Raw genomic sequence first — 21,457 nt, forward strand, 5'->3', positions numbered from 1 at the left:
TTCCGCCTGCAGGCGGAACAGATAGCATTGCAGTCCATCCTCATACTTTGCGTAATGGGGCTTGGTATGCAGGATATAATTGGCATATAGGACACTGGAGCGATGCGGATCGGACTTCGTCATAGGGTAAGGGCCCTCCTGGAAAAAACATAGATAAGAATACAACGCTTGCCCCATGAGGCAAGCGTTGTATGGTTGAGATGATAGAAGCATACGCCTGACGGGCGAGCTACACCGTCCGCCGCGCGCGCACCGGAGTCCGCGACTCGACCATGACGAATCCGATGTAGAGCGCAATCGCAGCGACGACGAAGTGCAGAATATGATCCGCCAGCCCCAGCGTCATCAACCCCAACAGATCGCCGGTGAAGACGCCGAGCACCGTCAGGGCGATGCAGACCATACCCAGCACCTGGGCGTATCGACTGGCATAGCCCTCCTCCGAAGCTGCGAGCAGGCCGAGCACCCCTGCCGCCAGATACAGTACCGTATGCGATGCATACAGGTGAAACATCCCGAACAACTGGTCGCTGAACAAGCCGTAGATGCCGAGTAACCCGAACAACAACCCTGCGAGCGCTGCAAACCGCCTGGCCACCATAGCGATTCCTCCCTGTCCCATATGGGAGGCATGCGGCTCGCAGCCTCCTCTATTGGAACACTATGCCTATACAAGCCAAAACATGCAGGGTCGCTTTTGATCACGAAGTTGATTCGGGGAAGCGGATTCGACGTCGAATCTTGCACGCAGTCGGAACTTCCGGTGCTCACGTAGCTTCCACTACGCTCCGCTCCTCATTTCCTCCTGCCCGCAACCTTCTCGGTGCTGAAAAGCGACCTTTTGATCACGAAGTCTCCGCTTATTCGCCTTCGATGCAATAGAGCTCGTCGCCGAGGACGATGTTGGCCTGTCCCTGCGTCAGGTCGGTGATCCAGGCGGCGAAGCGCTCCGCTTCCTCCGCTTCCGGCAGACAGGTGATCGTCACCTTGTCCGTGAACTCGGTGCCGCCGAGCCGCACCTCGCGCTGGTGGAACGCATTCTCCAGCTTGCCGTGCCACGTGTAGTCGACCTCGACGATCACCTCTCTGTGCAGCACCTGGACGATCTCCTCTGCCGCCTCGAGCGCGATGACCGCCCCGTCGGTATAGGCCCGGATCAAGCCGCCTGCGCCGAGCATGATGCCGCCAAAGTAGCGGGTGACGACGATCGCGACGTTTTTGACGCCGCGGTTTTTGATCACCTCGAGGATCGGCTTGCCAGCCGTGCCGCTCGGCTCGCCATCGTCAGACTGCTTCTGGATCTCGTCGCGTTCCCCAATGACATAAGCCGAGCAGTTATGCGTGGCATTCCAGTGCTGCTTTTTGATCTCCTCGATGAAGGCCGCCGCTTCCTCCTCGGTCGTCACCGGCTTGGCGTAGCCGATGAAGCGCGACTTCTTGATGACGATCTCCTTGCTGCCGAACTGCCGTACCGTCGTGTATCGGCTTAGCATGCGATGCGCTCCGGCCTACAGGCGAGCTTCCAGCTCGGCCTTTTCCTTCTCGAAGCCCGGCTTGCCGAGCAAGGCGAACATATTCTTCTTGTACGCCTCGACGCCCGGCTGGTCGAATGGATTAACCCCCAGCAGATAGCCGCTGACGCCACAAGCCTTCTCGAAGAAGTAGACGAGATAGCCGAATGTGTAAGGCGTCATATCCTTGATGTTGACGACCAGGTTCGGCACATTACCATCCGTGTGCGCCAGCAACGTGCCCTCGAACGCCTTTTTGTTGACGAAGTCCAGCGTCTTGCCAGCGAGGAAGTTCAGCCCGTCGAGATCGTCCTCGGTCCGCTCGATTGTGATCTGCTCCGGCACTTCGCCGACCTGGATGACCGTCTCGAACAGATTGCGGTTGCCCTCCTGGATGAATTGTCCCATCGAGTGAAGATCGGTAGAGAAGTCTACAGCCGCCGGGAAGATGCCTTTGTAATCCTTGCCCTCGCTCTCGCCGTACAGCTGCTTCCACCACTCGGAGACGAAGTGCAGCGAAGGCTCGTAGTTGACGAGGATTTCGGTGTCCTTGCCCTTGCGGTACAGCGCATTGCGCACTGCGGCGTATTGGTAGCTCTCATTCTCGGCGAGATTCGGGTTGTTGTACTCGACCGATGCGTCGGCAGCGCCTTGCATCATCGCTTCGATGTCGATCCCCGCTGCGGCGATTGGCAGCAGACCTACAGCCGTCAGCACCGAGTAGCGACCGCCTACATCGTCAGGGATGACGAACGACTCGTAGCCCTCTTCGTTAGCCAGCTTCTTGAGCGCGCCCTTCTCGCGGTCGGTCGTGGCGTAGATGCGCTTGCGCGCTTCTTCCTTGCCATACTTGCGCTCGAGCGCTTCGCGGAAGATGCGGAAGGCGATCGCCGGCTCGGTTGTCGTGCCCGACTTGGAGATGACGTTGATCGACCAGTCGCGGCCCTCGAGCAGCTGCTGCAGATGCGTCACATAGGTGGAGCTGATGTTGTTGCCAGCGAAGAAAATTTGCGGCGTCTTGCGCTGCTCCTTGGTCTGCACGTTGTAGAAAGAATGCGACAGCATCTCGATCGCTGCGCGCGCGCCAAGGTACGAGCCGCCGATGCCGATGACGACCAGCACCTCGGAATCGCCTTGGATCTTCTTCGCCGCCTGCTGGATGCGGGCGAACTCTTCCTTGTCATAGTTGACCGGCAGGTCGATCCAGCCGAGGTAGTCGGAGCCTGCCCCTGTTCCGTTATGTAACTGCTCGTGAGCCAGACGGACAGCTCCTGTCAGATAGTCAACCTCGTGCTGCCCGACGAATGCGAGCGCCTTGCTATAATCAAACTTTACGGCTTTGCTCATGAATAGTAGCCTCCTGTACGGTGATTGGGCACAGACTGCTGATCGACAGCCTGTCCCGGAATGGGTATCTGTAGCTGGAAAGGACTGCCCGGCAGCCGCAGAGCGGCTAACCGAAACAGTCCTTCCTGCCATCGTCTACTCGCTAATATACGAGCAGCAGTAATCGGTCACAGCTGCGATCTGCAGCTTGAACTTGGCATTGGCGGGGACGGTGAATTCCCCTTCGCCCCGGATATGCAGCCACTCGGTCTCGCCGGGCAGCAGCACCTTCAGATCGCCAGCCAGGATCTCCATGATCTCCTTCTGGTCGGTGCCGAACTCATAGTCGCCGGGCAGCATGATGCCGAGCGTTTTTTTGGTGCCGTCTGCGAACAGGACCGTGCGGCTGGTGACTTTGCCGTCAAAGTAAACATTCGCTTTTTTGACGACGGATACGTGATCGAATTGGGACATGATGCGCAAGCTCTCCTTTATAGTAGACTACAGCAGCGCTTTGACTTTGCTGACGACGTTCTCGACGGTAAAGCCGTACTCGCGGATGACGCGGTCGCCAGGAGCCGATGCGCCAAATGTCGAGATGCCGAGGATATCGCCCTGGTCGCCAACATAACGCTCCCAGCCGAATGGCGACGCCATCTCGATCGCCAGACGCGCCCTGACGTCAGGCAGCAGCACCGAATCGCGGTACTCCTTCGACTGCGAGTCGAACAGATCCCAGCTCGGCAAGCTGATGACGCGCACGTCGATGCCTTCTTCGGCGAGCGCCTTTTGCGCCGCAACCGCCAGCTGCACCTCGGAGCCAGTAGCGATCAGCTGCGCTTGCGCCTTGTTGCTCTCTGCAGAGACGACATAGCCGCCACGCTTGATGCCTTCGCGCGCCTGCTCGGCGGTGCCTGCGAGGATCGGCAGGTTCTGACGCGTCAGGACGAGCGCGATCGGCTTGCTTGTATTCTCGACAGCATAAGCCCAAGCTGCGGATGTCTCGTTGGCATCGGCTGGACGGATAACCGTCAGATCAGGGATGACGCGGATCGACGCGAGCTGCTCGATCGGCTCATGCGTCGGGCCGTCCTCGCCGACCGCGATGCTGTCATGCGTCAGCACATAGACGACAGGCAGCTTCTGGATTGCCGACAGACGGACCGCCGGACGCAGGTAGTCGGTGAAGACGAAGAACGTGCCGCCGTATACTTTCAGTCCGCCGTGAAGCATGATGCCGTTCATCGCAGCAGCCATGCCGAACTCGCGCACGCCGAAGTAGATGTTGCGGCCAGCATAGTTGTCGGCCTTGAACACTGGCAGACCTTTGAGATGCGTCATCGTCGAGCTCTCCAGGTCGGCGGAGCCGCCTACGATGCTCGGCACTTTGGCAGCCAGCGCGTTCAGCGCGCTGCCGGATGCGACGCGGGTCGAGACCGCTTTGTCTTCGGTGGAGTAAGCCGGCAGCTCGCTGTCCCAGCCTTCGGGCAGCTTGCCGTTGATCGCTTGCTCGAATTGGGCAGCCAGCTCAGGATGAGCCGACTTATACGCTGCGAACAGCTCGTCCCACGCTTTGTTCACTTGCTCGCCGCGCGCTTTGACATCGGCGAAGTGGCTGCGCACTTCGTCCGGTACGAAGAAGTCCTCTTCCGCCGTCCAGCTATACGCTTCCTTGGTCAGCTTGGTCTCGTCGGCACCCAGTGGGGAGCCGTGCGGGCCTGCGTGACCGCCTTTGCCGCCTTTGTTCGGGCTGCCATAACCGATGATCGTCTTGACCTCGATCAGGGTCGGCTTGCCGCTCTCGGCTTGCGCCTCGGCTACCGCCTTCTCGAGCGCCGGCAGATCGTTGCCGTCCTCGACGCGCAGTACTTGCCAGCCATACGCCTCGAAGCGCTGCTGGACATTCTCGGAGAAGGACAGGTTCAGCTCGCCGTCGAGCGAGATGTCATTCGAATCATAGAGAACGATCAGCTTGCCAAGCTTCAGATGGCCGGCCAGGGAAGCTGCCTCTGTGGAGATGCCCTCCATCAAGTCGCCGTCGCCGCAGATAACGTATGTGAAGTGGTCGACGATGTCGAAGTTGTCTTTATTGTAGGTTGCAGCCAGTTGAGCTTCGGCGATCGCCATGCCGACCGACATGCCGAGGCCTTGGCCGAGCGGACCGGTCGTCGCATCGACGCCTGCCGTGTGGCCGAATTCCGGATGCCCCGGTGTTTTCGAGTTCCATTGGCGGAAGTTTTTCAGCTCTTCGATCGGCAGATCGTAGCCAGACAAGTGAAGCAGGCTGTAGAGCAGCATGGAGCCGTGACCTGCGGACAGCACGAAGCGGTCCCGGTTGACCCAAGCCGGGTTGGACGGATTGTGGTTCATCGCTTTAGCGAACAATTGATACCCCATCGGCGCTGAGCCCATAGGCATGCCCGGATGGCCGGACTTCGCTTTCTCGATCGCGTCGATGGCGAGTGTCCGGATCGTATCGATCGATAGCTGGTCGATCGATTTTTGAATAACTGTCATGTTTGTATTTCCTCCCATACCTAATCTGAATCATGCTTATTGCTTGTCTCTATCTCTATAATCTGCGAGAGTGATCTCCGCAATGGCTTTGAAATATTGTACCATTTGCGCACTTGCTTTTCCATACCTGCGGTCATACAATTGCAGCCAACCGGGCGAAATCCGACTTGAACCGTCAGATTCGACGCCAAACCCGACCAAACTTGCCCGTTGACCACAGATATCGGCGGCATGTATCGCCAGAGGAACACTAAGTTCCTTATCGCCAAAAGCCCCTTCGATCCGCAATTGCGAATCGAAGGGGCTTGGCTGACTTGAGCCTAGTTGAAGACGACGGTCTTGTTGCCGTGGACGAGAATGCGGTCCTCGATATGCCACTTCACGGCGCGGGCCAGCACGGTCCGCTCGATCGTGCGGCCGATCCGCTTCAGATCGTCGACATTGTCGCGATGGCTGACGCGCTGGATATCCTGCTCGATGATCGGTCCGCCGTCCAGCTCCTCGGTGACGAAGTGCGCGGTTGCACCGATAATTTTCACCCCGCGCGTATACGCCTGAGCGTACGGCTTGCCGCCGACGAAGGCCGGCAGGAATGAGTGATGAATGTTGATGATGCGGTTCGGGTAGTGCTCGATGAACTTCGGTGTGATGATCTGCATGTAGCGAGCGAGCACGATCACGTCGACCTTTTCGCCGACCAGCTCCAACTGCTTGCGCTCCGCCTCATCCTTGGTAGCGGCCGTTACCGGCACATGGTGGAACGGGATCCCGAACGGCTCGACGATGCCGCGCATATCCGGATGATTGCTAATGACCATCGCGATCTCGGCGTCCAGGTCGCCTGCCTGCCACTGCCATAGCAGCTCGAGCAGACAGTGGTCCTCCTTGGAGACGAAGATGGCGAGCCGCTTCTTGCGGCTGGCGCGGAACGTCGACCATTTCATCTGGAAGCGGTCGGCGATCCGGTTGAAGTCCTCCTGCAGCACCGGCAGCTGCTTGTCCAGATCGGCCAGATCGAACTCGAAGCGGATGAAGAACATGCCGCCCTCCGGGTTCATCGTGTATTGGTCAGACTGGACGATATTCGCGCCCTGCTCATGCAGGAAATGGGACACCGCCGCCACGATGCCGGGGCGATCCGGACAGGAGATCAGCATCCGGGCCCGATTGCGCTTGGCCGGATCTTCAGTGTACTTGGGAGATTGGTGCGTATTGGCTGGCATAGCTTGTATCTTCCTTCCATTCATATCGATAAGGTTATAAGTTCAGGTCTACTCGGATTAGGCTAATCGGCTGATCATGCCCCGACTAGAACCGACTTGCCTGCGAACCAGGCGGTGATGCGCTGATTGATCGCTTCCTCGCTCAGATCCGGCAGCACGTGGTTCTCCACGACCAGGTCATAGAGACGCTCCATCGGCTCCCGCGGATCGGCCTTCTTGGCCTTGGCATCATTCTTCAGCGTATCCCAGCTGCTGATCACATAGCTGCGCGGATCGATCGATTCCTTGGTGAAGAAATGATGCAGACGCTCGACATGCTCGAGGAACTCATCCCCGAAGCGCTCCTGTACATTGCCTCGCAGCAAGGCGATCTCCGCCTCATACATCGGCCGCTGCGTCTTGGCGTCCTTGCCGATCCACGGCGTCTCGAGGATGAACGGCCGGCCCGCCAGCAGCTCGTGATGGACGATCGCATGCAGCGCATCATGTCCGAGCCAGCCTGCGCCTACCGGCGCATGGCGGTCCTTGCCGGCGCCGCGCGGATTCTTCGTATCGTTGACGTGTACGACCGCGACGCGGTCCAGCCCGACCGTCTCGTCGAACTGACGCAGCACGCCGTCCAGATCATGGATCAGGTCGTAGCCAGCGTCATGCATATGGCATGTATCCATACAGACCGTGAGCCGATCGTTTTGCTCGACGCCGTCGATGATCCGGGCCAGCTCCTCGAAGCTGCGGCCGATCTCGGTGCCTTTGCCCGCCATCGTCTCGAGCGCGATATTGACCTCGGTCTCGCGCGTGCCGTTCAGCACCTCGTTCAGCCCTTGAGCGATCCGCTCGATGCCATAGTCGACATCCTTGTCCGTAAAAGCGCCGGGATGGAGGACGATGTTGCGGACGCCGATCTGATGCGTGCGGCGGATCTCCTCCTGCAGGAAATCCACCGCCAGCTTGTACGTTGCATCTTTGTACGAGCCGAGGTTAATAATATACGGCGCATGGACGACGATCTCGTCGATGCCGATCGCTTGCATCTCAGCCTTGCCTTCATTAATATATAATTCATCCATCGGCTTGCGCCGCGTATTCTGTGGTGCGCCGGTATAGATCATAAACGAGCTGGAGCCGTAAGATGCCGCTTCTTGCGCAGCGGTGAGCAGCCCCTTGCCTGAGAATGATACGTGCGAGCCAATCTTCAGCATGGCGTTATTGCTCCCTTCGCATTTTCGTTCATCTTATTTTACAGGGAATATCGAAATAAATCTACGAATACGGTATAATTGCCAGTGAGGTAATTTAAACAACTCTGACATGCAATATATTGAGGTGAATGAATGATGTCCAACGCACCTGACGGGTTCATGTATTTTATCGTGTTTTGGGGCGTCGTTATGGTCGTATTTATGGCGATCGGCGGCTTTTTTATGTTCCGCAAGTTTCTGAAGGTGCTGCCCAAGCAGGACGGCAAGTCCAAGCTGGACTGGCAGAACTATTGGGTCGAGCGCAGCCGTCCGATGTGGACGGAGGAGTCCAAGCAATTTTTGGATCAGCTGGCCTCGCCGGTGCCGACGCCGTTCCGTGATATCGCCAAGCATTCGATCGCGGCGCGCATCGGCCAGGTGGCGATCGAGAGCGGCGCTACCGAGGTGACGCGCGAGCACTGCATCGAGGGCTATATTCTGGCTACGCCGCCTCGCGATTATCGCAGTCTGATCTCCTTCCTGAAAAAAAACAACATCGACTATGCGCCATATCAGCATTTGCTGCAAAACCCAAAAACCTCGTCCTCCTCTTAGAAGGGCGGGGTTCTTTTGACGATTGATCCGGAACCTCCTCGGGTATACATACGTTATAGTACATAGGAGGTGCATGCAACATGCAAAAAAAGACAACTTATAGAACCCACCGCTCCAAAATGACCCTACTGCTCGCGTTGATGCTCATCCTAATCGTGAGCGCAGCCTGCAGCAGCAACAAGGACAACGAGAATAACGCAGCTAGCGATCCCGGCACCAACGTCGAGACGCCAGCGCTGGACAACGAAGCGGAGCCGGAACCAACCCCAGAGCCGACGCCAGAGCCGGAGCCAACACCGGAGCCCCAAACGCCAACGGAGACCGTGACGCCGCCAGCAGACGACGATGCCCCGGTTACGTTGAAGCCGATGTCAGGCGAAGGCCGCTTCGTCGGCATCATGGATACTCACTCGGTCGAGATCGAGACAGCGGACGGCCCGACAGCCTTCCAATATGAAGATGCGATGACCGGAACGATCGACGCTATCGCAGAGGATGCTCAAGTAGCGTTTACCTATGTGGAGATGACGCAGGAGGCGGGCGGCGAGCAAGTGACGCAGCGTTGGCTGCAAACGATCGAAGAGAAGTAATAACAGCTCACTAGATGGTCTGGAGTGAAGGTTTGCTCCTTACATCGGATGTCCGAAATGGGGTCGGTTTCGGGCAGCATCGGATTGAAAAGCTGACATTTGACAGGCCAAGCAGGTACGCCAGCTTTAGGGACTAAGTTGCTTTTCAGGCTCAAGCCATTCGGACGTTGGCTAATTCGATCACTGCAGCAGCAAAAGCGTCGGGCGCCTCCTGCGGCAGGTTGTGTCCAGCTCCGGAGACGATGCGCCGCTCGTAGCGCCCTGCGAAATGCGCGCGGTCGAAATCATCGTCAACTGGAGGATCAACTCCATCATCGCGTCCTTGCAATACAATAGACGGCACGGCGATGTCAAGTCGCTCAGCGAGTTGCGCCTCGATTTCGTCATAAGTTGGATCCCCGGCAATGCCTCCGAAACGGTGGCGGTAGGAGTGTAAAACGATCTCAACGAAGTCAGGATTGTCGAAAGATTGCGCGGTCTCGTTCCACGTCGCATCATCGTATGGCCAAGTCGGAGACCAGAGCGACCAGAGGTGGCGGCACAGATCTCGCCTGTTCTGTAAAAGCCCGGTCGCTCCCCGTTGAGTGTTAAAATAATACATGTACCAGTAGCGAGCTTCCTCAATCGCTGGGGCAGGGATGCAGGCCTCGGAGATGTTCTGGATATTATAGCCTTGTCCGCAGCTAACGAGTCCTCGGACCCGCTCGGGCCAAAGCGCTGCGACAATACATGCGGCCCTCCCGCCCCAATCGTAGCCGCCAAGAACCGCTGTTCCCACAGAAAGCGCATCCATGAGCGCCAGCAAATCAGCGCCCAGTGCGGCCTGCTGGCCTGACCGCATCGTGCTAGCCGACAAGAAACGGGTGGGGCCGAAGCCTCGCAGGTAAGGAACGATGCAACGATAACCTTCTCGAGCCAGGATCGCACCAACAGCATCATATGCGCGCACATCATATGGGAAGCCATGTAAAAGGATTACCGGCTCGCCTACTTCCGAGCCTAGTTCTTCATAGGCAATTTCCAAGCATCCCGCCTCGACTGACTTCATCGAATACCCCCTCATTCGTGCATAAGTCTCTCGGAATTCATCACTCCGCATTGTATCACATCGCCGTGGCGTTGCACCCAAAAACTGTTCGCCAACGCGGAGGGAGTAGGCCTCGCCACAATGGACGAGAGCAGGTGTGGGGTAGGCGTCCCACACCTCCCGCCTGCTACCTCACTCGACCTATGTTTGGTCGCTCCAAAAGCTTCAGGATCATTGGTACCCGTAAGGAACCTTCCACCTTCTATCCATATGCGGCCGCTGCACTCATCTCACGTGATTCCCGTGTGTCCTCTAATCGAATTCCTTCCTTAAGCGTGCTGCTCCCGCTTGCAGAACAACAACAGGAAGTTTCCTGTTTGGGTATCTGACCATGCATCTGAGGTATCCCCTTCCCCTGGTTTATGACTCATGATCTCCATTGTACACAACAGGAATAATGTTCGGAACGGGTGGAGTTGTTGCCATCCCTTCACCCAGATAATAATCCGTCAACACGGATTGCATATATCCTTTCACAGCCAATCCATTGCGGTAAGCCGGGTTATGCGGCAACGTGTAGATGCGGACGTCGGATGGTATCGTTGTTGTATACAGACGCAATGCTGTGAAATCACTTGTTTCATAGAGAATTTCCTCTCGCCAATCACCCAGCAGATCGCCATAGAGCACAGGGGCGTTTCTGGAATTTACGCGAACATCATCGGCTGTAAACAGACGTGTGGTTATGTTCTGCTCCCAATCCCACTTCTCCACAAAGTTCTTATCCAGCAGCTCGCCGAGCACATCTCCGTCCCACCAAATTCTGAAATTGGTCGAGGGCTGAACCGAACTAATCACTTCACCATCCACGTTGTAGATATTCCCTGAACTCGACCACATCTCCAGCCCATTGTGCCGTGGATCAATATCCGCCAGCGTTCCCCTTGCCACGTCCTGCGGAATTTCCCCTGTACGAATAATATCGCCGCTTGCCGCATCGGCATAAAACCAAGGGAACTGATTAACGTTTCCATTCTCGGCCTGCTGAATTCCGAATTGCTCCAGCCCCGGTCGATCCGGATCAATGTCCGTAATGTGGAAGCGATCACCATGAACTACACCCGGTAGACTGTATAAGGTCTCTCCATTGTCATCCAGCGCCCAACCACCAAACGACACCTCATCCTTCCCATCCCCATCGAGATCCAGGATACGAATCTGGTGGAAAAACTCACCGTCCGCTCCCGCATGTCTCCAACGCTCCGTCAGGGCACCGCCTGCATAGTCATAGGCTGACGTCACATACTGAAAATTGCGGCTAAGCGCACGATTCTTGAGCGCCGTAATCAAGCTTGGATGTTCACCATCCAGATAAGCAATGCCAAAGTGCCCACTAAGCGGACCGTCGACTGCATAATCATTGGTTATCGTTGTACGTGCCGCTTCTGTTCCAGTCCATCCATCTATGACGGACACATACTGGGTACGCTCCGTCGTCGCAGGAACAACCTGACCATCGGCAAACGTTACTCCTTCAAACGTACGCAGCAATATTTCTGCCTTCCCGTCACTGTCCAGATCAAACACCGTTACATTGTCGTTGTCCCGCCATCCCCCAAGTCCAGCCACTCCAAATTCACTGACAGAAGCAGGCGGGGCATTATATGTATCTATCGTGGTGACACTGTATGGACCCAGATCAATCCGCCACAAGAAACCTTCAGTCAGACTGTAGGCTTCCAAATATTTATTGCCTCCGTTCACCGGAATCCGGGTGACCACATATTCATATTCCCCATCTCCATCCAGATCCCCAGGCCAGCCATGCTGCACAAAATAATCAGACGGATTGGATGTTATATTTTGCAAAGGAATATTGAAATAATGACGGATCTCGGGATTGGCTGCCAATACGACCTCAGCACTCTCATCCTGTAAACTACCGTCCACATATGACTTTACGATATACGTATGGCTCTCGGATACATCCACATTCGTGTCCGTATAATTGGTGCCCTGTGTCAAAGGCTGGTTGTTCAGCTTCACCTCTTCTGCGCCCGTCCGACGATAGATATCGAATGTAACCTGCTGCGGTTCGGTCCCAAGCAGACGCCAGCTCAGATATACCTTGTTCTCTCCCAAATATACGGCAGTAAGGCCTCGTCCCAAATGCTCAACCAGACGTGGTGCAGACCCTTCTGCGGCACCAACATTTGCATCTGCATGAAGTACGCCCCCTCCCGTTGAAGCAATTCCGGTCCATCCGATAACTCCGCTTAACAGCAATGTGATTAGTATTTGGGTTCCTTTTGCCACAGTTATTTTGGTTTTCATTTACAATTCCCCTCCATCGATGGTTAGTATATGCGTAAAAAAAGCAAAGCCTGTTATCTCGTTCCCATGAGCCAATCTAAATGAGATTGACTGATTGGGTTCAGCAATAACTGCTTTGCCTCCGGATGCCCGGTCAACATGGTCGATCTACCGCTCTAACGGCTTGGTTCCTCCACGATCATAGAAGAAGGGGCCTTTCGCCCAACTGACAGCCAGGTGCATCAGCAGTTCGGTCTTTAATTGCTCCCGAATTACAGCGTGCTGCTCCTCAGCATACAGGTTCGTCCACTCATGAGGGTCAACCGTGAGGTGATACAATTCCCCCTTCGTTTCATGCACTCTGGATGCAGACTCCGCCACAGAGCCCTCCATGTACAAAATGAGCTTCCACTCCGTGGTCCTCCACATATAGGCCGGAGCCGAATGAGGTGCTGTTACCCCTTTTCCATGAAATTCACAGAACGTTCCGCGATGCCGGAGATCGCCCAACAGATCAACACCAGGAAGCATTGGATTCGCTTCAAGTCCGGCTGCACGCGTCAATGTGGGTACCAGATCCACCAATTCCGCAGGCTCCTGATCAATCGTTCCCCGCTTCTGCTCCTGAATATGGGTACCGGACAAGATAAGCGGCACCCTTACACTGCTGTCATACAGATTGTATTTGGTGAAGCGAAATTGTCGTTCCCCCAGCATCTCACCATGATCGGAGACAAATACAATCAACGCATTCTCCAACCTCCCCTGATTCTCCAACTTCTCCAGAGCGAGTCCAAAATAATGATCGAGCCAGGAGCAATTTGCCCAGTATCTTAGCGTAGTTCTTCTTCGCTCCTCCAAACTTCTCTGCTCCCATACCTTCTTCTTGTCGATGTACGACTGTCTGCTATTCGAATTCAGTTCATCGGAAGCTGCAAGATGAGTCTGCACTTCATCTTCCCAAGGCGGTTGCGGGATATCCGGAATATCTTCCAGCCTGTACAGATCTTCGAATACTTTGGGAACATTGAACCCGGCATGCGGCTTCAGGAAAGACAGATAAAAAAATAACGGTCGCGCCGGGTCTATCCCTCCATCTAAAAATTGTAGTGCCTGCTCGGCTACCCAGCCATCCCGATGCTGATTCATCGGAATCTGACTCGTAAGTCCTGTATAGCCATTGACATTCTCTTCACCGCTGCCAAAATCCTTGGTCTCCTGATGATATGCATCCAGTGCTTTGGGATGGGAGTCCCCCATCATTGTCGCTCCCTGTTCATAATGACCACTTTGACGGGAAAGTCCGATGGACCGTATTTCGAACCCTCGCGTGGATGGCTCCTCTATGCCCTCGCTATGGTTCCAATGCGTTTTTCCGAATCCGGCGGTCTGATACCCTGCGCGGCGCATCAACGCTGGCAAAGGTTCTGAAGGCAGCTTGTCTTCTTCGAACAATCCGCCATAATTCGTTCGGACCCCAAGCTGTGACGGATAATATCCCATCATCATGGAGCTTCGGCTTGGCGCACACATCGGCGATTGGCAGACCGCATCATGGAAAGTGATTCCCTCGGCTGCAAGCTTATCGAGATTCGGTGTATGAATATGTTCATTGAACGTTCCAATACAGTCCCACCGCTGCTGATCTGTCATGAGAAAAATAATATTTGGCTTGTCCTGTGACACGTCACATCCCACTCTCCTTTGGGCCGAAAACTAGGGCGTGTACTAAACGGAGCGGTTACCCCGATTGCGCCCCGTATGATTGTGAATGTCTTCCCGGTAGCAACTTGGCGTCGTCCCCTCATTTTTCTTGAACAACCGATTGAAGTAACTGGGCTGATAGCCCACCTGCTCCGCAATTTCACTGATCTTGACGTCGGTTGATTCAAGTAGCTCCTTAGCCCGGTAGAGCCTTACCTCAGTCAAATAGTCCACAAAATTCTGACCGAACGTCTGCTTGAATGCCCGGCTTAATGTGTAGGAATGAATCCCGTGAAGATCTGCCAATGCATCTAACGATAAGGCTTCTGCATAATGCTGCTGTGCATGCTCCTTCATCTGATGAACAGCCATCTGTATCTGCTTCTTTTCCTTGCCTGTGAATTCCTCTACACATACGTGCACAATCCGCTCTTTGAACCACAGGAAGAGTTCATCCAGATCATGCAGTTGCAACACCTCTTCATACATCCCTATCCCGAATAGCTCGACCGGGTCTTCCCCTAATTGCAAAAGGGTATGCTGTATGCGTGCCAGCAGTTGGAATACAGCCTGACGAACATGCTTATCCGGCGCTTCAGATCGGGCATACGTGCCAATAAATATGCTGAACTGTTCCAAGGCAGTGTCCTGTTCGCCACTTCGTAGTGCCGAGATGATTGCCTGCTCCAACTCAAGAGGATATACTTCATGTTCATTCACATCCTGCTCTGCCTCCTCATTCATATCAATGATCGTCACATTGGATGAGAACTGTCTCTTCCTCAATACAGCCCTTGATTCTCGGACCAGCTGTGGGATATGGGAGGCATCTGAAGTCGGTTTGCTGATCGAGACTGTCATACGAACGTCCCATTCCGATTGCACGGCTTCCAGCCAATGCTGAGCCATCCGAGATAATTCCTCTCTGAATTCAGGCGTCTCGGGTTGGACCTCTGGAGGGACAGCGAGCAACAGCGCCATGGACATGTCATGGTAATTAATCGTCTCGGCCCGGTAAGGAAGTCCCTTCAACTGCCTGTTCAGAATATCGGTTGCGCCAAAACTGATCCACTCCTGAGATTCGCTTCGATGTCGCTCTTTAGCCCCATATAGAAGAACTGCACTCGGAGGAATCTGAGCAAACAGGATGATGAACTGCTCATCCCGAAGGACCCAGCCCAGCTGTGCCAAACGTTCCTTCCATTCATGGTCGGATGACAGTAACAGATGACCCAGCGTGAGCTGAATCAGCAAGCTCTCCCGGGCGAGTGGAAGTTGCTCTTCCAACCGTTGCCGCAACGATTCTCTCTCCTGATTAACGCCAATCCAGCGCTGTTCAATATGCTTGATTTCATCCAGTTGTACAGACCCATTCGAGTGAACAGAAGCCACGGACAACCTGGGAGAGGAAGACACTCTTGGCACTATAGCCTCGACCGGTGCGCCGGTCATGGTAAACATTCGCAGCAACTTCGTAAACGGTTTGTAGAGCTGGAGCGAACCAACCCACGATAAGATCAATGCCAGTAATAGCCCTGATCCATTGACGAGAAGAACGATTCGGGGTACTGATACAATCGGAGCTACAATTTCATTGAGAGGCACCGCGGACACATAAGTCCAATCCGTACCCAGTCTGCGGAAGGTGCCCGTTTGAACCGAGTAAGTCAGATCTTCATAATCCATCAGGAAAGAAGACAGACTTCCTTCCAAGTTCAACATATGTTCACGGACAGCATAGTGTAGTCCACCAAACGCTTTGTCTTGCGGAAGCATGGGCTTGCCCTGCTCATCCAGCAGGAATGTCGTCCCGCCATTATACGGGGACAAGGTCTGTAGCATGTTACCCAGTTGCTTGTTATCCAACGTGATCGTGAGTGCCCCTAGCGCATCGTCGCTTCCACCCGGCAGCCGATTCACCATCATCATGGAGGCGCTATCCATGGAGCGGGACCAATATGTGGCCTGGGGCTGATGAGTCAACCGTTCATACTTCTCGATCTCCCCGGCGTCATGAATAAAATCATACCGTTCAGAATCCATCTTTACGGCCTGGGGTTCCCCCAGATACAATTGAACTTTGCCGATCAATGTATTGGAATTCTGGATCATCAGCAGCAATCGGTACAGTTCATGAACCTGTTTATACTTGAATACAAAATCAAGCTCTTTCAGACGATTATCGAAAACCGGATCAAAGGCCCACTGCGAGAAGGTCAATTCCAGTGCATCCAATTGTTCGCCAACCCACACGGTACGTTGTTCAAATTGATGCAGATGGGTTTGCTGCAAAATCTTTTCCATTTTGAAGTTGACCCAGCCATAGAGCAATATCCCCGTAATGACTCCCGGAATACACGCGATAAGCAGAATCATCATCAGGCTGCGCCTGAAATAACGTCCTTTGGGTAATACCTTTGCTGTGCGCTTGAATATCATCAGAATGGACCTCCTTTCCGGGAATACCCGCCTGAATGCAGACTTATCCTTTGACCGATCCGATCAGGGCTCCTTTAGCAAAGTGCTTTTGTATAAACGGATACACCAACAACACGGGGAATATGGCCACAAAGATCGCGGCCATCTTCAACATTTCTGTAGGCGGTGTCTCCACCTGCTGTCCAGGCGCAACCAAGTCAATGTTGGATGCATTCAACAGCATATTTTGAAGTAATACTTGAATGGGCCATTTCGCTGAATCGTTCAGATATAACAGTGCCGCGAAAAATTGATTCCAGTAGCCTACAGCGAAAAACAATCCAAAAGCGGCAAGCGCAGGCATCGATAAAGGCAACACAATCGTATACCAGGTTCGGATAGCACTACAACCATCCATGGACGCTGCTTCGCTAATCTCTGCAGGCAGGCTGTCGAAGAAATTTTTCATCAGCAACACCGTCCAGCCATTGGCAAGCGCAGGCAGGATTAATGCCCAGATATTATTGATTAGCCCCAGTTCCCGCACCAGCAGATAATTTGGAATGATGCCCGGGCTAAACAAGATGGTTAGTACAATCAGGAACATCAGTATTTTTCTGAAGTGGAATCGCTTCTGGGACAGCGCATAAGCCAGAGAGGATGATACAGCCAGGCTGCACACCGTGCCGACGGTTGCCAGAAATGCACTGTTCCCCAGCGAGCGTGCAAAGGCAGGCGTGGATAACAAATACGTATAGGCTTCAACAGACCAACGTTCCGGGAAGAGTACGATTTTCTTTTGCAAATATTCTCCAGGGTCCGTGAATGAAACGACGAAAACATAATATAACGGGAAAAACATAACCACAGCCAATAAGCCAAGCGTAACCACATTCAGAGACTGTCCAATACGCTCACTCCATTTCATGCGATGCATTCGAAACCTCCTCTCCATAGATTAATGGCTGACACTGATATGGGTAGGGCCCCGGTATGAACTAGTAGACGCCTTCGTGACCCATACGCTTAACCACACGATTTGCGACAACCACCAGTACCAGACCAATCGCGGATTTGAACAGTCCAACGGCTGTGCTATAGCTGAAATCGCCCTGCTCAATCCCTGTGCGGTATACATACGTGTCGAATACTTCGGCCACTTCAGATACAGCGCCATTGTACATGAGGAAGATCTGTTCAAACCCCACCTCCATGATGTCTCCGAGTCTTAAAATCAAGAGTACGATGATGACACTGCGGATGGCAGGGAGCGTAATGTGCCAGATCTGACGCAATCGTCCCGCCCCATCCATGCGTGCCGCCTCATACAGCTGAGTATCCACACTCGCCATGGCGGCCAGGAACACAATCGTGCCCCAACCAGCTTCCTTCCACATCGCTTGCAAGGTGACCATGATCCAGAAGCTGTCCGGGTTCGTCAATATATCCACGCGGGGCCATCCCCATGAAGCGAACAACTCGTTAATCAGTCCCGTTCCTTTGGCGAACAGCAGCAGCGTTAACCCTGCAATGATTACCCAAGAGAGGAAATGCGGCAAATAGATAATCGTTTGAATAAGTCTCTTGTACGCCATACTTCGCAGTTCGTTGAGTCCCAGGGAAATCAGGATCGGAAAAGGAAAGAACAATATCAGATTGAGCAGGCTGATCGCCAGCGTATTTCGGAACAACAGGGCAAAGTCCGGATTGCCAAAGAGCGCTGTAAAGTGTTGCAAGCCCACCCACTCACTGCCCAAAATCCCCCGAAAAGGGGAGTAATCCTGAAACGCAATGATGATGCCCCACATCGGGATGTATTTGAATACGAGGAAGAACAATATGCCGGGTAGTGCCAGCAAATATAACGACCGGTCACGCCGAAGTGCGGACAGCAGGTTTAACCCTTTCTTTTTGGATGAAGTCTGCTTCCCCTTAACTGTACTCATTCGTTGTTCATGGGTGCTCATGGTGTGCAGCTCCTTCCCTCAGATCACTGTCCATTTCTTTTCTTGTAGGCTTCGGTCATCTCATCACTCATCGCCTGGACATTCGGATCATTCCGCAAAGTTTCCACAAAGGCATCCCAAGCTTCAATCGGCTCCCGGCCTAAAATAATCTTTGCTTTCAGATCTTGGATCTTCTTGTTGAGTTCAGGCAGCACCTTCTGCCCGGTCTCGGATTGAAGGCCAGCAGCCAGATCTGCCACACTCGTTTTGTCACGCTCTGCCTCCACTTTTTTGAACAGTTCTTGCGCCTGTGTCTCTTCGTCCGTTTCGCCAGTGGTATCCCAAGGCAGGTCGATGACGTTAACGATATGATTAAAATCCGAGGCGTTATCCGCTGTCAATTTTTCACTACTAGCTACCTTTTTGCCATCGATCACTTCATAATGCGTACCTTCAATCCCGAACTTCTGAATTTCAAATACTTCCGGATTCATCCAGGTATCGACAAGTTGGAGAATTCGTTTCATTTTCTCTTCCGGCACACTGGCAGGGATCGCCAGAATACCGTTGTACCCCGAACCTTTCGGATTATATCCATTCAGATTGGTCAAGGGATAGAAATCCGTATACTTGAAAGAAGGATCGACCTTCTTCAGGTCATCGGCATAGATTTTGCGCATCGTGCCTGTCTTGTCCACAATAATACCCGCCTGATTGCGTTTGAACAGTTCCCTGGCCTGCGTCAGCTTGAGCGAAAGCAGATCTTCCGGCATCATGCCGCTGCTATAGGCTTTGGTTAAATATTGAAGGGATTCTTTCACCTCGGGCAACAGTTCCCTGTAGACCAGTTTCTCCTGCGACTCATCCCATTTCCAATTGCTATGGGTTCCGATAAAAGAACTCTCAATGGCACCGAGTACTGGGCCCAAATTACCTCCCCAGCCGAGATCATCAGGACTGATATAAGCGGCAAGCGCTGTGGTATCTTTGATTCCATTACCATCAGGGTCCCGCTCTACAAAAGCCTCCATCACCTTGAAAAGCTCATCCGTGGTCTCAGGCACCTGCATATTCAATCGGTCGAGCCAATCCTTGCGGATGATGAAAAAAGAATCTCCAGTAACCGGACGAGGCCGCGGGATACCATAATTTCTTCCATCTGCTGCCTTGGTCGTATCCCAGGCAATATCAGGAATGCCTCCGCTGAGATTCGGATAGTCCTTGATATAGGGGGTGATGTCCCAGAAAGCACCTTGTTTGACCATCTTGGTGAAGGTACTTCCAAACGGATTATTAATCATGATGAGATCAGGTATATCCCCGGAAGCCAGGGTCAGATTGAGTTTGTCACCATAAATATTGTTAGAGACCCACTGGATATTCATTTTGGAGTTAGTTGCTTCTTCAATGGCTCGTTTAATTACGTTATCATCCGCAGCGGGGACGGCGCTCGGCGTGATGGTCATAATGCTAACTTCCAACGGATTTTCAGCATTGCCACTGCTGCCATTTACCTGTCCTTCTTCTTTACTTCCGCATGCACTAAGCACCACGGACATGGTCATGACAACCAATATGATCCAGGCCAGATTACGGGTGTTGCGTTTCTCCACTTTTTGCATAAGCTTTCCCATCCTCCTTAGCATCTTAAACCCATAGTCTTAATCGGAATAACGATTAAAAAAGGGGCTTTGACAGGTCCATGAGAGAAGATTCAGATTCTCCCTGACCAGTCAAAGCTTTCACTCACTATAACGAACACCCGTATTTCCTGCAATTGCACTTTTTTGCACCTGTTAGAAACGCTAGAAATGCGTTATAAACCCTTTCGTTTCAACGATAGAGTCTGATAATGCGCTCGTCCCACACTTGTACTTCAATAACTCTAACACTGGATCGCCGATTTGCTCAGCTACATCAAGGCTTATTTACCGATTTCAAGCAGCGAAAGTTGAGTTAAAATGAACTACAAGCTACAGCGAATAATAAGAGGCTATGTTATACTACACAAAAGCCATTGAAAAAAAAGAAGTAAAGTAGAAAATGTTTCTATATGAATTTGCTGCAGAGAGTGCTCATCCTGATTGTGAACACAGCCTGCAGCAACAAGCACATGATCTGGAGTGAAGGAGGATTACGATGCGGGTAGCAGTAACAGGCGGCAGCGGCTTGGTCGGCGGGAAGCTGGTGGATGCGCTCCTCGGCCGCGGCGACGAGGTATGGATCATCACGCGCGCCAAGGACAGCATCAAGCAGCGGCAGGATCGGCTGCATGTGGTCACATGGGACGAGCTGGAGCGTCAGCCGCTCCAGCTCCAGGGCGTCGAGGCCATCGTCAATCTGGCCGGCGAATCGATCAACCAACGTTGGACCGACAAAGCCAAGGAGCGCATCCTGCAGTCGCGGCTGAAGGCGGCAGCAGGCATCGCTCGGCTCGCTCAAGCGCTGTCGCGTCAGCCCGCCGTCGTCGTCAACGCCTCCGGCATCTCCTACTACGGCACGTCCGAGACCGCAACCTTCGACGAGACGAGCGAGCAGCGAATCACCGACTTCCTCTCTCATGTCGTCGATCAGTGGGAGCGCGCAGCCGAGGCGATCCCGACGGATCGTCTGGTCAAGCTGCGGATCAGCCTGGTGCTCGACGCGAAGGGCGGCGCATTCCCGCTGATGGCGCTGCCTTACCGGCTGTTCGGAGGCGGCCGGGTCGGCAGCGGTCGTCAATGGGTCTCCTGGATTCACATGGAGGATATGGTGCGACTTATCTTGTTCTGCATCGATAATGAAGCCGTAGCCGGGCCCGTCAACGCCAGCAGTCCCCAGCCCGTCACCAACGACCAGTTCGGCCGCGCGGTCGGGCGCGCGATGGGGAGACCCCATTGGTTTCCGGTACCGGCGACGCTCATGAAGACCTTGTTCGGCGAGCTGTCCGTGCTGCTGCTCGAGGGTCAGCGCGCGCTGCCGCGCCGCGCAGAGGAGCTCGGCTTCGAGTTCCGCTATCCGACTGTCGATGCTGCGATGCAGGACTTGTTGAAGAAGTAAACTGAAACGTGACACTCGATGAGGAGACATACCCATCGCCTGAGACG

The 21,457-nt window shown here is 53.9% G+C and carries 17 protein-coding genes; 3 read left to right on the plus strand and 14 right to left on the minus strand.

Annotated elements, in window-relative coordinates; all coding sequences use genetic code 11:
• Positions 1–229 precede the first annotated feature (229 nt).
• The 7 genes from PA598K_RS23820 to PA598K_RS23850 form a co-directional block, all read right to left on the minus strand.
• Positions 230–601 (minus strand): DUF4383 domain-containing protein, encoded by a 372-nt coding sequence (locus PA598K_RS23820; protein ID WP_128659357.1) that lies wholly within the window; start codon positions 599–601, stop codon positions 230–232.
• 259 nt (positions 602–860) lie between these two features.
• A complete protein-coding gene (locus tag PA598K_RS23825) occupies positions 861–1,493 on the minus strand; it encodes a YigZ family protein (protein WP_128659358.1) in 633 nt (210 codons plus the stop codon).
• A gap of 15 nt (positions 1,494–1,508) precedes the next feature.
• Entirely contained in the window at positions 1,509–2,858 is a 1,350-nt protein-coding gene (locus PA598K_RS23830; protein WP_128659359.1) for a glucose-6-phosphate isomerase, read from the minus strand.
• A 135-nt stretch (positions 2,859–2,993) separates the two neighbouring features.
• Positions 2,994–3,311: a pyrimidine/purine nucleoside phosphorylase gene (gene ppnP / locus PA598K_RS23835; RefSeq protein WP_128659360.1), complete on the minus strand. Its 318-nt coding sequence runs from the start codon at positions 3,309–3,311 to the stop codon at positions 2,994–2,996.
• Between the two features lie 27 nt (positions 3,312–3,338).
• Positions 3,339–5,354 carry a transketolase gene (gene tkt / locus PA598K_RS23840; RefSeq protein ID WP_128659361.1) on the minus strand — a complete coding sequence of 672 codons (2,016 nt, stop codon included), beginning with the start codon at positions 5,352–5,354 and terminating at the stop codon, positions 3,339–3,341.
• A 320-nt stretch (positions 5,355–5,674) separates the two neighbouring features.
• Complete coding sequence (purU, locus tag PA598K_RS23845) at positions 5,675–6,577, minus strand: formyltetrahydrofolate deformylase (protein WP_128659362.1); 903 nt, start codon at positions 6,575–6,577, stop codon at positions 5,675–5,677.
• A 74-nt stretch (positions 6,578–6,651) separates the two neighbouring features.
• Positions 6,652–7,779 carry a deoxyribonuclease IV gene (locus tag PA598K_RS23850; protein ID WP_128659363.1) on the minus strand — a complete coding sequence of 376 codons (1,128 nt, stop codon included), beginning with the start codon at positions 7,777–7,779 and terminating at the stop codon, positions 6,652–6,654.
• A 135-nt stretch (positions 7,780–7,914) separates the two neighbouring features.
• Between PA598K_RS23850 and PA598K_RS23855 the strand changes: the two genes are divergently transcribed.
• A complete protein-coding gene (locus PA598K_RS23855; protein ID WP_128659364.1) occupies positions 7,915–8,373 on the plus strand; it encodes a DUF2621 domain-containing protein in 459 nt (152 codons plus the stop codon).
• Between the two features lie 80 nt (positions 8,374–8,453).
• Positions 8,454–8,963 carry a hypothetical protein gene (locus PA598K_RS23860; protein WP_128659365.1) on the plus strand — a complete coding sequence of 170 codons (510 nt, stop codon included), beginning with the start codon at positions 8,454–8,456 and terminating at the stop codon, positions 8,961–8,963.
• 151 nt (positions 8,964–9,114) lie between these two features.
• Here PA598K_RS23860 and PA598K_RS23865 read toward each other — a convergent pair whose 3' ends face one another.
• The 7 genes from PA598K_RS23865 to PA598K_RS23895 form a co-directional block, all read right to left on the minus strand.
• Positions 9,115–10,011: an alpha/beta fold hydrolase gene (locus PA598K_RS23865; protein ID WP_128659366.1), complete on the minus strand. Its 897-nt coding sequence runs from the start codon at positions 10,009–10,011 to the stop codon at positions 9,115–9,117.
• A 399-nt stretch (positions 10,012–10,410) separates the two neighbouring features.
• Entirely contained in the window at positions 10,411–12,324 is a 1,914-nt protein-coding gene (locus PA598K_RS23870) for a rhamnogalacturonan lyase family protein (RefSeq protein WP_128659367.1), read from the minus strand.
• A gap of 147 nt (positions 12,325–12,471) precedes the next feature.
• The gene (locus tag PA598K_RS23875; RefSeq protein ID WP_128659368.1) at positions 12,472–13,989 is read right to left on the minus strand and encodes a sulfatase family protein; all 1,518 of its coding nucleotides are present in this window, start codon (positions 13,987–13,989) and stop codon (positions 12,472–12,474) included.
• A 42-nt stretch (positions 13,990–14,031) separates the two neighbouring features.
• Positions 14,032–16,446 (minus strand): helix-turn-helix transcriptional regulator, encoded by a 2,415-nt coding sequence (locus PA598K_RS23880; protein ID WP_128659369.1) that lies wholly within the window; start codon positions 16,444–16,446, stop codon positions 14,032–14,034.
• 43 nt (positions 16,447–16,489) lie between these two features.
• Positions 16,490–17,362 carry a carbohydrate ABC transporter permease gene (locus PA598K_RS23885; protein WP_376739065.1) on the minus strand — a complete coding sequence of 291 codons (873 nt, stop codon included), beginning with the start codon at positions 17,360–17,362 and terminating at the stop codon, positions 16,490–16,492.
• Between the two features lie 61 nt (positions 17,363–17,423).
• Positions 17,424–18,392 carry an ABC transporter permease gene (locus tag PA598K_RS23890; protein ID WP_376739066.1) on the minus strand — a complete coding sequence of 323 codons (969 nt, stop codon included), beginning with the start codon at positions 18,390–18,392 and terminating at the stop codon, positions 17,424–17,426.
• Positions 18,393–18,415: 23 nt separating this feature from the next.
• Positions 18,416–19,993: an extracellular solute-binding protein gene (locus PA598K_RS23895; RefSeq protein WP_260405572.1), complete on the minus strand. Its 1,578-nt coding sequence runs from the start codon at positions 19,991–19,993 to the stop codon at positions 18,416–18,418.
• 517 nt (positions 19,994–20,510) lie between these two features.
• Here PA598K_RS23895 and PA598K_RS23900 point away from each other — a divergent pair.
• On the plus strand, positions 20,511–21,410 hold the full coding sequence (locus PA598K_RS23900; RefSeq protein ID WP_128659371.1) for a TIGR01777 family oxidoreductase: 900 nt from the start codon (positions 20,511–20,513) through the stop codon (positions 21,408–21,410).
• Positions 21,411–21,457: the final 47 nt, after the last annotated feature.

Origin of the sequence: Paenibacillus sp. 598K (assembly GCF_003851045.1) — a bacterium.
Lineage (GTDB): Bacteria > Bacillota > Bacilli > Paenibacillales > Paenibacillaceae > Paenibacillus_D.